A 16,007-nucleotide genomic window follows, 5' to 3' on the forward strand; every position below is an offset into this window, starting at 1 on the left:
TGTTCCCGCTCGGGAACATCGATTTAAACGCCCAGACGGGCAAGACTTCAGGCGATGCCGCCAGGCATCGCCCCCAAAGGATTACTGCTTCGCACGCTCTTCCAGCATAGCAACTGCAGGCAGTTTTTTGCCTTCAACGAATTCAAGGAACGCGCCGCCGCCGGTAGAGATGTAGGAAATTTTGTCTTCAATGCCGAACAGGTCGATAGCCGCTAAGGTATCGCCACCGCCAGCAACAGAGAAGGCATCGCTGTCTGCAATGGCGTTCGCCACGATCTCGGTGCCTTTACGGAAGTTAGGGAACTCAAACACGCCCACCGGGCCGTTCCACAGGATGGTTTTAGCATCCTTCAGGATAGCCGCCATCGCCTGTGCGGTTTCGTCACCAAAGTCCATAATCTCTTCGTTATCCGCCACTTCCGAAACCTTTTTCACGGTCGCTGGCGCAGTTTCAGAGAATTCTGTGCCGACGCGTGAGTCAATCGGAACCGGGATACCGTGCTGATCGCGCAGGCCTTTGGCCGCTTCAACGAAGTCTGGTTCATAGAGTGATTTACCGACATTGTTGTCGATAGCCACGAAGGTGTTCGCGATGCCGCCGCCCACAATCACGGTGTCCGCGATTTTGACCAGAGACTGCAGCACGTCAAATTTGGTAGAGACTTTAGAACCGCCAACGACAGCCACCAGCGGACGTTCCGGGTTGCTCATGACTTTACCCAGCGCTTCCAGCTCTGCAGAAAGCAGCGGACCGGCACAGGCGACAGGAGCAAATTTGCCGACACCGTGGGTAGACGCCTGCGCACGGTGCGCAGTACCAAAGGCGTCCATCACAAATACGTCGCACAGCGCAGCATATTTTTTAGACAGCGCTTCGTCGTCTTTCTTTTCGCCTTTGTTGAAGCGAACGTTTTCCAGCACCACCAGTTCGCCAGCGCCGACTTCAACGCCATCGAGGTAATCTTTTGCCAGGGTCACATTGGTGCCGCTCAGCTTCTCTTTCAGGTAGTTAACTACCGGCAGCAGCGAGAACTCTTCGTTGTACTCACCTTCGGTCGGACGACCCAGGTGGGAGGTAACCATTACTTTCGCGCCCTGTTTCAACGCCGCTTCAATGGTTGGCAGAGAAGCACGGATACGTGCATCAGACGTCACTTTACCTTCTTTAACTGGTACGTTCAGATCGGCACGGATCAGAACGCGTTTGCCAGCCAGATCCAGATCGGTCATCTTAATTACAGACATGGTGAACCCTCTCGTTGATTCTCATAAGTTTTGCCAGACGCAAACCGCGTCTTACCTGAAACCGCTTGCGGCCATCGCTAACGTCGTGTCGAGCATTCGGTTAGCAAAGCCCCATTCGTTGTCACACCAGACCAGGGTCTTGATAAGGTGTTGACCGCTGACCCGCGTTTGTGTTCCATCCACAATGGCACTGTGCGGATCATGGTTAAAATCTACTGAGACTAACGGTAATTCCGTATAGTCAACTATACCACGAAATGCCCCTTCTGCCGCGCTCCGCAACAGGGTGTTAACATCACACGCTGTCACCGCGTTATGCACAGAAACGCTGAGATCAATGGCCGTCACGTTAATCGTCGGGACGCGAACGGCTATCGCCTCAAAGCGATCGTTGAATTTCGGAAAAATACGGGTAATGCCAGCCGCCAGACGCGTATCTACCGGGATGATCGACTGACTGGCTGCACGTGTGCGGCGCAGATCGCTGTGATAGGCGTCGATCACCTGCTGATCGTGCATCGCCGAGTGGATCGTAGTGACAGTGCCGGATTCGATTCCAAACGCATCATCCAGCAGCTTAATCACCGGAATAATGCAGTTCGTCGTACAGGAGGCGTTGGAGACGATGCGGTCACTGGCGGTCAGTGCCTGCTGGTTAACGCCATACACCACCGTGGCGTCGAGATCGTTGCCGCCGGGATGAGAGAACAGCACTTTTTTAGCGCCAGCCTGCAGGTGCGCTTCGCCATCAGCCCGCGAGCCATAGACGCCGGTACAGTCCAGCACCACATCCACGTCGAGTTCACGCCAGGGCAAATCGGCAATGTCTGCACGGTGCAGAATACGCAGGGTATCACCCCCCACCCACATCACATCGCGCTCCTGACGGACGTCGAAAGCAAAACGACCATGGCTGGTATCGTATTTCAGCAGATGCGCCATACCGGTGGCTTCTGCCAGCTCGTTAATGGCGACCACGGTGATCTCTGCACGCCGGCCCGTTTCATAAAGCGCGCGCAGGACGTTGCGTCCAATCCGGCCAAAACCATTTATCGCTACCCGTACCGTCATTTCTCTCCTGCCACGTCAGACTGAAAAAAACGTGCCGTTAGCCTGAGCGTTTCACTGCATTTTGTACAGGAGATTCTTACCCGGCATTGTCCGAAATCAGGGCGGTGTGCACAGCGACTGAAACGGTTCAGCCACAATAATAGAAGGAAGGAATAACAGGAATGACTGTGATCAATCTGACTGCTTAAATTTGGATCTGCGTCACAAATTCGGGCCATAGTCAGTTATTACTGGAGGAATAATAAATAAAGGGACGAAAATTTCGCCCCTCTTGTTTCACTGCCAGACGGGAACAGACCCGCCTGGCCGGTTTTTACGCCAGCAGCGCCTTCGCTTTCTCGACCACGTTGTCGACGGTGAAGCCAAACAGTTCAAACAGCTGATCCGCAGGTGCAGATTCGCCAAAGCTGGTCATACCCACGATCGCGCCGTTCAGACCGGTGTATTTGAACCAGTAATCCGCGATGCCCGCTTCGATAGCGACGCGCGCGCTGACCGCTTTCGGCAGTACAGATTCGCGGTACTCATCGCTCTGCTTGTCGAAAGCATCCGTTGACGGCATAGAGACCACGCGCACTTTACGGCCTTCGCTGGTGAGTTTGTCCCATGCACCGACAGCCAGCTCAACTTCTGAACCGGTAGCGATCAGGATCAGCTCAGGGGTGCCGTCGCAATCTTTCAGTACATAACCGCCACGTGCCACGTTAGCCAGCTGTGCAGCGTCACGTTCCTGCTGCGCCAGGTTCTGACGAGAGAAGATCAGTGCTGTCGGGCCATCCTGACGTTCGATGGCATATTTCCACGCCACGGCAGATTCAACCTGGTCACATGGACGCCACAGGCTCATGTTTGGTGTGGTACGCAGGCTCGCCATCTGCTCAACCGGCTGGTGCGTCGGACCATCTTCGCCCAGACCGATAGAATCGTGGGTGTAGACCATGATCTGGCGGATCTTCATCAGTGCCGCCATACGCGCTGCATTACGCGCATATTCAACGAACATCAGGAAGGTGGCGGTGTACGGCAGGAAGCCGCCATGCAGCGCCAGGCCATTAGCGATAGCGGTCATACCGAACTCGCGCACGCCGTAATGGATGTAGTTACCCGCTGCATCTTCGTTGATTGGCTTAGAGCCAGACCAGATAGTCAGGTTGCTCGGTGCCAGGTCGGCTGAGCCGCCCAGGTATTCCGGCAGAATTTTACCGAAAGCTTCGATAGCGTTCTGTGAGGCTTTACGGCTGGCGATCTTGGCCGGGTTCGCCTGCAGCTGTTCAACGAACTTCTGCGACTCTTCCTGCCAGTTAGCGGGCAGTTCGTTGCTGACGCGACGTTTGAACTCGGCAGCCAGTTCAGGATGTGCCTGCGCATACGCAGCGAATTTCTCATCCCATGCAGACTCTTTTGCCTGGCCCGCTTCTTTCGCGTCCCACTCTGCATAGATGTCAGAAGGAATAACGAATGGCGCGTGGTTCCAGCCCAGCTGTTTGCGGGTCAGTGCCACTTCATCATCACCCAGCGGTGCGCCGTGTGAATCATGCGTACCCGCTTTGTTCGGTGAACCAAAGCCGATAACGGTTTTGCACATCAGCAATGAAGGCTTGTCGCTGACGCTTTTCGCTTCGTCGATCGCTTTAGCAATCGCGTCCGCATCGTGACCATCAACGCCGCGCACCACGTGCCAGCCGTACGCTTCAAAGCGCTTCGCGGTGTCATCGGTGAACCAGCCATCAATGTGACCATCGATAGAGATGCCGTTGTCATCATAGAACGCAACCAGTTTGCCCAGCTTCAGCGTACCCGCCAGTGAGCAGACTTCGTGCGAAATACCTTCCATCATGCAGCCATCGCCCATGAAGACATAGGTGTTGTGGTCTACGATGTCATGACCCGGACGGTTGAACTGTGCGGCCAGCGTGCGTTCCGCAATGGCGAAGCCGACTGCGTTCGCGATGCCCTGCCCCAGCGGACCGGTGGTGGTTTCAACGCCCACGGTGTAGCCATATTCAGGGTGACCTGGAGTTTTTGAGTGCAGCTGGCGGAAGTTTTCCAGCTCGCTCAGTGGCAGATCGTAGCCGGTCAGGTGCAGCAGGCTGTAGATCAGCATAGAGCCGTGACCATTAGAGAGCACGAAACGGTCGCGGTCGGCCCACAGCGGGTTGGTTGGGTTGTGGTTCAGGTAGCCGCGCCAGAGTACTTCAGCGATGTCCGCCATGCCCATTGGGGCACCCGGATGTCCCGATTTCGCTTTCTGTACTGCATCCATACTTAACGCACGAATGGCGTTGGCAAGCTCTTTACGAGAGGGCATTTTCTACTCCAGGTCGGATTAATGCTTCGCGCCTTAACTTATTGTTATTAATGAGTTAGTGGGCAAAACAAGGAAAAAGTTGCCCATCAATGTACATGAAAATCGGGGCAAAAGTACATGCTGTAAAACGCTAAATGTAACCGCTTCGTATGGCTTTTCCGGCCAACTCTGCTAGCAAAGTGCAGACTGGCACGCTATAACCAAATCGTTTATTCACCTGACTGAGTTTCAGGTGTTTGTTTTTCTTACCTTGTTATGAATGGGATAGAGCATGAAAATCCAGAAAACGGTGTTAGCGCTTGGGCTGGCAACGCTGCTCAGCGGCTGTCAGGGTTTAGACAATAATGGACTGATGCAGTCGGGCGCGCAGGCGTTTCAGGCGTACACCCTGAGCGACGATCAGGTTAAGCAGCTGAGCGATAAATCCTGTGAGCAGATGGACAAAGATAATCAGGTTGCGCCTGCGAACAGTGAGTATCAGCAGCGTCTGAACAAGATTGCGGCCGCGCTGGGCGACAACATCAACGGCGTCCCGGCTAACTACAAGGTCTATCAGACCAAAGATGTTAACGCCTGGGCGATGGCCAACGGCTGTATCCGCGTTTATAGCGGCCTGATGGATATGATGACCGACAATGAAGTGGAAGGCGTGCTGGGTCATGAGATGGGGCACGTGGCGTTAGGTCATACGCGCAAGGCGATGCAACTGGCGTATGCCACGACCGCAGCTCGCACGGCAGCAGCCTCAGTGGGCGGCGTGATCGGTTCACTGTCGCAGTCGCAACTGGGTGAGATGGGGGAAAAACTGGTCAATGCGCAGTTCTCCCAGACACAGGAATCACAGGCGGATGACTACTCCTACGATTTGATGAAGAAGCGCAACATCAACCCGGAAGGCCTGGTCACCAGCTTTGAGAAACTGGCGAAACTGGAACAGGGACGTCAGAGCTCGATGTTTGACTCGCACCCGGCTTCTGAAGCGCGCGCCGAGCACATCCGCGAACGTATTGCTGCTGACGCGAAGTAATACGGACAGCAGGCGCGTGCATTGTGCATGCGCCTGCAGAGCGTGTCAGGTCAGTATCTGTGGCCTAACGTTTGAATATCTGATCCACCATCGAACCTAAATCGAGTTTGTTCTCGTGCAGTGAGGCTTCATCCATATGCCCCTGCGGTGACATCTTATCAATCAGCTGCGGCAGGATAACTGCCAGCGTGCCCGCTGCGCCTTTCACGTCGGTTCCCAGCTTATCCGCCAGTGACTGCAGTTCCGCCTCACCAAACGCCGAGTGGATGTCGCTGTGTTCTACCGGCTGATTCGTCCCGGTGCCGATCCACGAACCAAACACCTCACCCAGCCCGCCCTGCTGGAATTTTTGCAGCAGCACTTCGATGCCGCCCTGCTCCTGTACCCAGTGCCAGACCGCCTGCAGCTGCCCAGGCAGATGCCCGTCGCTTTGGTTGCCCTGCAGCGCTCCCGCCAGTTCATCCAGAAAGCCCATAATTGCCTCCACGTTGAGAATTGATATCAGTCAGTTTAGTTGCTGATGCGTGGTTACGCCTGAGGCGCGTGCGGTGTCAAAAGCGGGAGAAAAATCCGGAGGGGAAAAGCGGATGGTGACCGTTACTGACACTGCGCCGCTTCAGGTGGCAGCGCAAAGCCTGCCGGATTGGCCCGGCAGGCTCAGAATGGGATTAGCCCTTGTTCACGGCCTGAACATGCAGCATATCCAGTGCCAGCGTCGCCGCCGCCAGTGCTGTCAGATCGGCGTGATCGTAACCCGGTGCCACTTCCACCAGATCCATGCCGACAATGTTCATGCCCTGCAGGCCACGAATCAGCTTGGTCGCTTTATCGGTGGTCAGGCCGCCAATAACCGGTGTGCCGGTGCCTGGCGCATGGGCCGGGTCCAGACAGTCGATATCGAAGGTCAGGTAAACCGGCAGATCGCCAACAGTGCGTTTTACTTCGGCGAGGATATCGTCAACGCTGCGGTCATTAACCTGCGCCGCATCCAGCACGTTGAAGCCCAGGCTCCTGTCGAACTCGGTACGGATACCGATCTGCACGGAGTGCTGTGGATCGATCAGACCCTCTTTCGGCGCGGTAAAGAACATGGTGCCGTGGTCAAAGGTCGGGCCGTTGGAGTAGGTATCGGTATGGGCATCGAAATGCACCAGCGCCATCTTGCCGAAATGTTTCGCATGGGCGCGCAGCAGAGGCAGCGTAACGTAGTGGTCACCACCAAAGGTCATCATGCGCTTGCCATTGGCCAGCAGTTTTTCCGCATGGGCCTGTAACTTGTCAGAGAGGTCCTGCGAGTCGCCGAAGGCGTAAACCAGATCGCCACAGTCGACGACGTTCAGGCGCTGACGCAGGTCGAAATCCCACGGCCAGCGGCAGCCTTCCCAGGCCAGATTAGTTGAGATCTGACGGATTGCGCCCGGACCCAGGCGGCTGCCCGGACGACCGGAAGTGGCGGCATCAAACGGCACGCCGGTGATAACCCACTCGGCGTCGCTGTCGTAAGGCTGGAAATTCAGCGGAAAACGCATGAAGCCAAAAGCGTTAGAAACCAGGGAGTTGTCGTACTGATTGCCAAGCGTGTTATACATAATTGCTCTCTCTATGTGCGTGTGTCGGGCCAGGCCCGCAAGCCATTAAGGTTGAGATGAAAAAAATCCCCTCCGCGTCGTTAGGCCCGACGAGGAAGGGATTGAGTGGTTCAGATTATCGACATAGTTAACGGCAACTGCAATATGCGATTGCGGGCTGCCAGGGCCGATTACTCATCTTCTAAATAGGTATATCCGTAGAGGCCGCTCTCAAACTCCTCCAGGAACTGCGCGCGCAGCTCGTCGTCGAGATCGGACGCCTGCACCTGATTGCGGAACAGCGCCATCAGCTCGTTAGGATCAAGCTGCACATAACGCAGCATGTCAGCCACGGTGTCACCTTCATCCGAAAGCTGCACTTCGACTTCGCCATTTTCGCGTGCGTAGACATCCACCGCCTCGGTGTCACCGAACAGGTTGTGCATGTTGCCCAGGATTTCCTGATACGCCCCGACCATAAAGAAGCCCAGCATCGGCGGGTTATCAACGTCATATTGCGGCATCGGCATAGTAGTCGCGATACCGTCGCCATCCACGTAGTGATCGATGGTGCCATCTGAGTCACAGGTGATGTCGAGCAGTACGGCGCGGCGCTCCGGCTTCTTGTTCAGCCCTTCCAGCGGCAGGACCGGGAACAGCTGATCGATACCCCACGCATCCGGCATCGACTGGAACAGCGAGAAGTTAACGTAGATCTTATCCGCCATCCGCTCCTGCAGTTCGTCGATGATCGGACGGTGCGCACGGTTGCTGGGATCCAGATGCTGCTGAATGTAGTGGCAGATGCTCAGATAGAGCTGCTCAGCCCATGAACGCTGTTTGAGATCGTAAGTGCCGGACGCGTAGCCGGTGTGGATATCAGACAGATCCATCTGGCTGTCATGCAGCCATTCACGCAGCGAACGACGGGTGTCCGGCTCGTGCATCTCCTGCCAGGTTTCCCACATGCTGAGGATCGGGCGCGGCGCATCCGCATCCGGCGTTTCGGGTTCGCTGAACTCGTTACGCTCCACACCGATGATGTTGGAGACCAGCACCGTGTGGTGCGCGGTCACGGCACGACCGGACTCGGTGATCACCGTCGGATGGTCCAGACCGTGCTCATCACAGGCCGCACCAATCGCCCAGATCACATTGTTGGCGTACTCATTCAGGCCATAGTTGACCGAGCAGTCCGACTGCGAGCGTGTGCCTTCGTAATCGACGCCGAGACCGCCGCCGACGTCGAAACATTTGATATTAACGCCCAGCTTCGCCAGTTCGACGTAGAAGCGCGCCGACTCACGCACACCGGTGGCGATGTCGCGGATATTGGACATCTGCGAACCCAGATGGAAGTGCAGCAGCTGCAGGCTGTCGATGCGACCCGCTTCACGCATGATCTCAACCAGCTTCAGCACCTGGGTCGCAGACAGGCCAAACTTCGACTTTTCGCCGCCGCTCGACTGCCATTTACCGGAGCCCTGAGAAGCCAGACGCGCACGGATACCGAGACGCGGCACCACATTCAGACGTCCTGCTTCTTCCAGCACCAGCCGGACTTCTGTCATCTTCTCCAGCACCAGATAGACCTTGTGGCCCATCTTCTCGCCGATCAGCGCCAGACGAATATATTCGCGGTCTTTATAGCCGTTACAGACGATCACCGAGCGGGTCTGTCCGGCGTGCGCCAGCACCGCCATCAGCTCTGCTTTGGAACCCGCTTCCAGTCCCAGCGGTTCCCCAGAGTGAATCAGCGATTCGATGACGCGTTTGTGCTGGTTAACTTTGATCGGGTAAACCAGGAAGTAGTCGCCTTTGTAACCGTAAGATTCACGCGCACGCTTAAAGGCGGCGTTAATCGAACGCAGACGATGCTGCAGGATCTGCGGGAAGCAGAACAAGGCGGGCAGACGCTGGCCCTGTGCTTCGCGCTCTTTCACCAGGCGGGCTAAATCGACGCGCACATCCGGACGGTCCGGATCGGGGCAGACACTGATGTGGCCCAGTTCGTTAACGTCGTAATAGTTGTTGCCCCACCAGGCGATGTTGTACGTACGCAACATTTTGCTCGCATCCTGATCGTTCATTGCAACCTCCTGCATGGAGCGGAGTGTACCCTGTTCGCCAGCTGACGAACCTTTGATATTCTTCATGTCGTCAGACATCGCGAACCTCAATTTTCCGTTGAAAGATAGAACTGTTAACCGGCTTTATGGCCGCTAATCTGAAAACCTGTTGCCACATTAAATCCACTGTCCTGTTCACCTGACATTGCCGTCAGCGCGATTCACGCATGAGAGTTAAGTGTAAAACACCCTGGCCATCTCCGTTGAAACAGAGAACATTTAACCGATCACTATTGACCATGGATAATCTGCGTCGTTCCGCTGCGCGGGCGCAGAGAAGAGACAAAACCGATCGAGCAGAGATAAAGATTAGCCGGCGCCTGTGTCGGTAAAATTACCGCATCGGACGTCGTGTCGGCAGAAAAGAGAAACAGATGGGAAGCAGGAGAGAGCCAGCGCCACGCCGCAGCGCAGAGAACCGGAAAAAGAAAAAGCGTGGTTCATTACTTGTATCACCTCCGCATATGCCAGGGGCACATGGAAAACAACCTGGGTGAAAGCCAGATCAGAGTCCGACAGGCGCGAAGCAGAGAGTGGCGTCATTCTTGCTGCTGCTCTCGAAGCAGCGGCGTTTTATACCGTTTACGGCCCAAAAATGCAAAAAGATTATCCGGGAATTGCGTGAAGTGTCAGCAAATTATGTCGATAACGATAACAGGTTAAATGCTGAAACAGAAAAAGGGCTGGTAATTGGTTTACCCTCTATCCTAAAATAGCCGTCCAGATGGTTTTCCATCTAAACAGGTTACTATCCAGGCGGTGTTGGCCCGCTGTGCTGACACAACCTCACTGCTCGCGGCTTTGCCTGAAGGGGCGTCAGGTCAGACAACCTCACTGGCGCTATGCAGTCGTACTCAAACCATATTTAAGGTAAAGAACAGAATGGCTAAACACCTTTTTACGTCCGAGTCCGTATCAGAAGGACATCCCGATAAAATCGCCGACCAGATCTCCGATGCTGTGCTGGATGCGATCCTTGAACAGGATCCGAAAGCGCGCGTGGCCTGCGAAACTTACGTTAAAACCGGTATGGTGCTGGTTGGCGGTGAAATCACCACCAGCGCCTGGGTCGATATCGAAGAGATCACCCGCAAGACCGTACGTGAAATCGGCTATGTTCATTCCGATATGGGCTTTGATGCCAACTCCTGTGCGGTATTAAGCGCGATTGGTAAACAGTCTCAGGATATCAACCAGGGCGTTGACCGCACCGATCCGCTGGAACAGGGCGCGGGCGATCAGGGCCTGATGTTCGGCTATGCCACCAACGAAACAGACGTGCTGATGCCTGCGCCGGTGACCTATGCGCACCGTCTGGTGCAGCGTCAGGCTGAAGTGCGTAAAAACGGCACCCTGCCGTGGCTGCGTCCGGATGCCAAGAGCCAGGTCACTTTCCAGTATGACGATGGCAAAATCGTCGGCATTGATGCCGTCGTGCTCTCTACCCAGCACGCGGAATCCATCAGCCAGAAAGATCTGCAGGAAGCGGTGATGGAAGAGATCATCAAGCCGGTTCTGCCAGCAGAATGGCTGAGCGCCTCAACCAAATATCACATCAACCCAACCGGTCGCTTTGTGATCGGCGGCCCGATGGGCGATTGCGGTCTGACCGGTCGTAAAATCATCGTGGATACTTACGGCGGCATGGCGCGTCACGGTGGCGGTGCGTTCTCGGGTAAAGATCCGTCAAAAGTTGACCGCTCTGCAGCCTATGCAGCGCGTTACGTGGCGAAAAACATCGTGGCGGCCGGTCTGGCTGACCGTTGTGAAATCCAGGTTTCCTACGCAATCGGCGTGGCTGAACCGACCTCAATCATGGTGGAAACCTTCGGCACTGAGAAAATCTCTACTGAACAGCTGACGCTGCTGGTACGCGAGTTCTTCGACCTGCGTCCATACGGTCTGATTCAGATGCTGGATCTGCTGCACCCAATCTATAAAGAGACCGCGGCTTACGGTCACTTTGGTCGCGAACATTTCCCATGGGAAAAAACCGACAAAGCGGCTCTGCTGCGTGAAGCCGCTGGCCTGTAAGGTCAGCGACGGCTGATGAAAACCCTGCCCCTGCGGCGGGGTTTTTTATCGCCTTTTCAGCCCCATTGCTGACCAGAGAATGCTTTCTTACGCATGCAGGCTGAACGCTTTATCCGCGCAGTTACTGGCGACCGTCAGACATTAGAAAAACCAATCTGCCCGGCATGTCTTTCACTCTGCAGCAAATTTTCCATTCTCAGCTACACTTCCTTTCGCTTTTTCTGACGACAAAATGTTAACGATTACAAATTGAAATGCTTTGTTTTTCCTATATTTAGGAATTAACGCACGTAGTTATTATGCTGAAAATGCGTTATTTTCAGCGTCGTCTGATAGCCACTAAATAGAGCATTGTCAGAAACTTAATGAGTGCTATACCTCACTGGTTAATTAATCTTTCCGGGAAAAATATGCTGAATTTCAGGGTTTCAGCGTGTGTAAGCGATTACACTGATGTGATCAGACTCACTTTTTTCCCGCAAAAGGTTTTTTAACATTGATAAAAACAATGATGGATAAACCTGGAGGCTCCCATGCCTGGCAATACACACAAAAGCAGAACTTCAAATAAGGCGATGACCTTATTTGTCTGCTTTCTGGCGGCCCTTGCGGGACTGCTGTTCGGTCTGGATATCGGCGTTATCGCCGGTGCCCTGCCGTTTATCGCAAAGGACTTTAACGTTACTCCCCACCAGCAGGAGTGGATCGTCAGTTCCATGATGTTTGGTGCGGCGGTCGGTGCTATCGGCAGCGGCTGGATGTCATCCCGCCTGGGCCGTAAAAAAAGCCTGATGGCCGGTGCGATTCTGTTCGTTATCGGTTCACTCTGGTCAGCGATGTCGCCAAACCCGGAAATGCTGATCAGCGCCCGCGTTCTGCTGGGCCTGGCCGTCGGTATTGCCTCTTATACCGCCCCGCTTTATCTTTCTGAGATCGCTCCGGAAAAAATTCGCGGCAGTATGATTTCGCTTTACCAGCTGATGATCACCATCGGTATTCTGGGTGCTTACCTTACCGATACCGCCTTCAGCTTTACCGGCAACTGGCGCTGGATGCTGGGCATCATCACCATTCCGGCTCTGCTGTTGCTGATCGGTGTTTTCTTCCTGCCAAACAGCCCACGCTGGCTGGCGGCGCGAGGCAACTTCCGCGATGCGCAACGCGTACTGGATCGTCTGCGTGACACCAGTGAGCAGGCAAAACGTGAGCTGGAAGAGATTCGTGAAAGCCTGAAGGTCAAGCAGTCTGGCTGGGGTCTGTTCACCAGCAGCAGCCACTTCCGTCGTGCGGTCTATCTGGGCATCCTGTTGCAGGTCATGCAGCAGTTTACCGGTATGAACGTCATCATGTACTACGCACCAAAAATCTTTGAAATCGCGGGCTTCACCAACACCACCCAGCAGATGTGGGGCACGGTGATTGTGGGTCTGGTCAACGTACTGGCGACCTTCATTGCTATTGGTCTGGTGGATCGCTGGGGCCGTAAACCTACCCTGATTCTGGGCTTTATGGTGATGGCAGCTGGTATGGGCGTGCTGGGTACGATGCTGCACTTCGGCATTCACTCCGCGGGCGCACAGTACTTCGCGGTCGGTATGCTGCTGATGTTTATCGTTGGTTTTGCGATGTCAGCCGGTCCGTTGATCTGGGTGCTCTGTTCCGAAATTCAGCCGCTGAAAGGCCGCGATTTCGGTATCACGGTTTCCACGACCACCAACTGGATCGCCAACATGATCGTGGGTGCGACCTTCCTGACGATGCTGAATACGCTGGGCAACGCGAACACCTTCTGGGTCTACGCACTGCTTAACCTGTTCTTCATTCTGTTGACCGTGATGCTGATTCCTGAGACCAAAAACGTCTCGCTGGAACACATCGAACGTAACCTGATGGCAGGTAAGAAACTGCGCGACATCGGTTCACGTGACTAATATTACCCGATAAAAAATACGGTAAAAAAAACGGCGGGGTTTCTCTGGAAACCCCGCCGTTTTTATTTGTTCAATGCATGATTAAAGCGTGCTAACCCGCCCTGCCGGCAATGGCTGCCGTATGCAGCAGAGCGCCAGCGCCATAATGAAAATAGTGGCTGTCTGATTATACGGCAGTACCGAATCGGTCAGTCCGCAGATAAACAGTGCCAGCATTGGCAGCGCCACGCCGCGCAGATCGCACTTCTTAAGCCAGCCGCCAGGCACCGCCAGATAGAGCAGCGCCAGCGACAGCGCGCCCAGCCAGCCCTGCAGCGTCGTCACTTCCAGAAACTCGTTGTGCATGTTGTACTTAACGTTGGTGTAGCCTTCACCATTAAGCGGATAGTGCGCCATGATGAACTCCCTCGCCTCCGTGGTGCGTGCATCCGGCGTGGCAAAACCGCCATGATGCTCAATAAAGTTGACCGCCCCGCCCCAGATAGCCACGCGTGCGCCCAGCGAGGTCGAGCTGTTTGACCCATAATTCTCAATATCCTGCATCCCTTCTACCCAGCGGTTACTGGTCATCAGGATCAGCACCGCCAGCACGCCCACCAGTAATGCGCTGATTCGCCAGTTGGTCAGCAGCGACAGCCGGTAGGTCTGCAACAGGAACAGCAGCCCCACGGCAATCAGTGCAATCAGCGTTACGCGGGTGCCGCACAGGTAGAGCAAGGCAAAGGTCACAGCCAGCACAGTGATATCGGCAATCTTCCAGTATGCGTGCGTCTCGTAACGGCTCAGCCACAGCCAGGTGCAGTAGATAAACAGAATCATGTAGGAGGACATCGAGGCCGCTTCGGTGGTGAGCTTGATGCGGATATTCTCTGTATAGAGATGCTCATGAATACCAAAGCCCAGCGTAATCAGCAGACCGACCAGAATTAACACTTTTCCAATGCGCAGCGTGGTTGCAGAGACCCGGTTGCCATAAATCGCCAGACTGAGCAGCACAAAGGCTCCCAGCAACAGCCGCTTCGCCCCCAGCAGATAGTTGGCGATATTGGTGATGGCATCGTTTGAGGGTGCGGTTTCAAGCCCCTTTGTGTGTATCGCCCAGAACAGACGGATCAGAGCGAAGAGAATCAGCACAGCAAACAGGACGACATAAAAACCGTTCTCTTTAAACGCCACTCGCCTGCGCACCAGGCCATACAACACAGATGCGACGGAGAGATAAGAGACCAGATAAAATATTTTTTGCGGCAGGCCGGAAACAAACATATTCAGTGACAGCGCCAGACAGAGCGCAATAACTGAAGCATTAACCATTAACGTTAATCCATTACGACTGCTTTTATTCGTCATGCTTAACCTCAATCAGACGGTTAAACGCACTCATCAGGTGCTTCATATAATTTTCCTCATAAAAACCGGTGATGCTCGCTTTAATAACCTGATGATCGGGAAAGTGGAAATCCCGGCTCATGGCGTTGAGAATAGCGGCCAGCGCCATGCTGTCATTAGTAGGGTAGAGCTGACCATTGAGACCGTTCTGAATAATCTCTGACGGGCCACTGATGCAGTCGGACGAGACGCAGTAGACACCCCGTGACATCGCCTCCAGCAGGATCAGCGGAAAGCCTTCAAAGTTCGAGGTCATGATCAGACAGGTGACCTGTCTGATATGGCGGATGACGTACTCCCAGGCGTTCTCCTGCCAGCCATGCCAGGTAATACGATCCTGAATGCCGAGTTGCGTCACGTAGTGCTGACACTGCGTCAGGTCTTCTCCGTCACCTACAATCTCCAGCGTCCACGGCGCATCCAGATGCTTCAACGCATCAAACAGATCTTTAAGCTGTTTCTGCCGCTGAAAATGGACGCGACCGATATAGAGAAACTTCAGCCCCTGCGGCCTGCCGATAACCACGTCATTACGCCGGATCGGGTTATAGATGACGTCAACGTCAGTAGCGGGTGCGCCCAGCTCCACCAGCTGCTCTTTGATCTGCTTACTGATGGCAAAATGGTGATCGGCCCGCAGCAGATAGTGGGGACGGTAGCGCTCCCGCGGTGGCAGGTGCATCCAGCTCGACAACACGATTTTGCGTCCTGAGAGCGTAATGGCCCGGCGCGTCATCAGACAGGGAATGGTGTTGAGGGTCAGAACATGGTCGGGCTGATAGCGACGAAAGAAGGCGGCCATTCTCAGCGTGTGAATAAGATTTTTTATTTTCTTATTCCGCAGCGTGCAGACGCTCTCTGATAAAACGGCGTTGGCGGTCCAGGCACGGGAGAGGCTCTCCTCTCCGCTGTTGATAATAAACAGCCCTGCTTCCGTTCCGGGTTCCTTATTCAGAGCGGTAATCAGCTGGCAGGTCACATTCTCCATACCGCCGCGGCCAGCCATGAGATCGGTAACCAGCACAATACGCTGTTTCCTGATGTTATTATTTTTCATTGCGTTGTCCGTACACTGTGCCTTCCGATTCTGATCCATTCACTCTGCAGTGAACATTATCAACAGGATATTCTAAAAAAGACCGTAACAATATTTAATCCAGAATTTTAACTAATCGCAGGGCTACGCCGGGCCACACGAACACTGTGGATCGTATGGTTCGAAACTGGCGGATGAGTATAGTCGCTGCGCTGTCGTTTTCGCGGGTAACGTTGAGTTCCTGGGCGACGGCGATTATTCTGAGCGCC

At 54.5% G+C, this 16,007-nt stretch carries 12 protein-coding genes; 4 read left to right on the forward strand and 8 right to left on the reverse strand.

From position 1 onward, the window contains the following. Positions 1–81 precede the first annotated feature (81 nt). The 3 genes from pgk to tkt form a co-directional block, all read right to left on the reverse strand. Positions 82–1,245, reverse strand: a complete 1,164-nt coding sequence (pgk, locus tag IBT54_RS21880) for a phosphoglycerate kinase (RefSeq protein WP_201253061.1) — start codon at positions 1,243–1,245, stop codon at positions 82–84. Between the two features lie 51 nt (positions 1,246–1,296). Further along, the gene (gene epd, locus IBT54_RS21885) at positions 1,297–2,316 is read right to left on the reverse strand and encodes an erythrose-4-phosphate dehydrogenase (protein ID WP_033733686.1); all 1,020 of its coding nucleotides are present in this window, start codon (positions 2,314–2,316) and stop codon (positions 1,297–1,299) included. A 313-nt stretch (positions 2,317–2,629) separates the two neighbouring features. Next, a complete protein-coding gene (tkt, locus tag IBT54_RS21890) occupies positions 2,630–4,624 on the reverse strand; it encodes a transketolase (RefSeq protein ID WP_201253062.1) in 1,995 nt (664 codons plus the stop codon). A 271-nt stretch (positions 4,625–4,895) separates the two neighbouring features. Here tkt and IBT54_RS21895 point away from each other — a divergent pair, with 271 nt between their 5' ends. Beyond that, entirely contained in the window at positions 4,896–5,651 is a 756-nt protein-coding gene (locus tag IBT54_RS21895; RefSeq protein ID WP_013358963.1) for a M48 family metallopeptidase, read from the forward strand. Positions 5,652–5,715: 64 nt separating this feature from the next. Here IBT54_RS21895 and IBT54_RS21900 read toward each other — a convergent pair whose 3' ends face one another. The 3 genes from IBT54_RS21900 to speA all read right to left on the reverse strand — a co-directional run bounded on the left by IBT54_RS21900 (position 5,716) and on the right by speA (position 9,387). Continuing rightward, positions 5,716–6,126: a YidB family protein gene (locus IBT54_RS21900; RefSeq protein ID WP_033733689.1), complete on the reverse strand. Its 411-nt coding sequence runs from the start codon at positions 6,124–6,126 to the stop codon at positions 5,716–5,718. A 193-nt stretch (positions 6,127–6,319) separates the two neighbouring features. Next, positions 6,320–7,240 (reverse strand): agmatinase, encoded by a 921-nt coding sequence (speB, locus tag IBT54_RS21905; RefSeq protein WP_013358965.1) that lies wholly within the window; start codon positions 7,238–7,240, stop codon positions 6,320–6,322. 170 nt (positions 7,241–7,410) lie between these two features. After that, a complete protein-coding gene (speA, locus tag IBT54_RS21910; protein WP_013358966.1) occupies positions 7,411–9,387 on the reverse strand; it encodes a biosynthetic arginine decarboxylase in 1,977 nt (658 codons plus the stop codon). Between the two features lie 283 nt (positions 9,388–9,670). On the opposite strand from speA, the gene IBT54_RS21915 reads away from it, so the two are divergent. The 3 genes from IBT54_RS21915 (at position 9,671) to IBT54_RS21925 (ending at position 13,313) form a co-directional block, all read left to right on the forward strand. Further along, a complete protein-coding gene (locus tag IBT54_RS21915; protein ID WP_201253063.1) occupies positions 9,671–9,973 on the forward strand; it encodes a hypothetical protein in 303 nt (100 codons plus the stop codon). A 257-nt stretch (positions 9,974–10,230) separates the two neighbouring features. Continuing rightward, the gene (gene metK, locus IBT54_RS21920; RefSeq protein ID WP_010248851.1) at positions 10,231–11,382 is read left to right on the forward strand and encodes a methionine adenosyltransferase; all 1,152 of its coding nucleotides are present in this window, start codon (positions 10,231–10,233) and stop codon (positions 11,380–11,382) included. 533 nt (positions 11,383–11,915) lie between these two features. Beyond that, positions 11,916–13,313, forward strand: a complete 1,398-nt coding sequence (locus IBT54_RS21925; RefSeq protein ID WP_013358968.1) for a sugar porter family MFS transporter — start codon at positions 11,916–11,918, stop codon at positions 13,311–13,313. Between the two features lie 81 nt (positions 13,314–13,394). Here the strand turns inward: IBT54_RS21925 and IBT54_RS21930 are convergent, their stop codons facing one another. Both IBT54_RS21930 and IBT54_RS21935 read right to left on the reverse strand, forming a co-directional pair. Beyond that, a complete protein-coding gene (locus IBT54_RS21930; RefSeq protein WP_236263619.1) occupies positions 13,395–14,663 on the reverse strand; it encodes an O-antigen ligase in 1,269 nt (422 codons plus the stop codon). After that, complete coding sequence (locus tag IBT54_RS21935) at positions 14,653–15,798, reverse strand: glycosyltransferase (protein ID WP_201253064.1); 1,146 nt, start codon at positions 15,796–15,798, stop codon at positions 14,653–14,655. The genes IBT54_RS21930 and IBT54_RS21935 overlap by 11 nt, the downstream gene beginning before the upstream one ends. Positions 15,799–16,007 lie beyond the last annotated feature (209 nt).

The organism is Pantoea sp. S62 (genome assembly GCF_016658625.1).
GTDB classification, from domain to species: domain Bacteria; phylum Pseudomonadota; class Gammaproteobacteria; order Enterobacterales; family Enterobacteriaceae; genus Pantoea; species Pantoea vagans.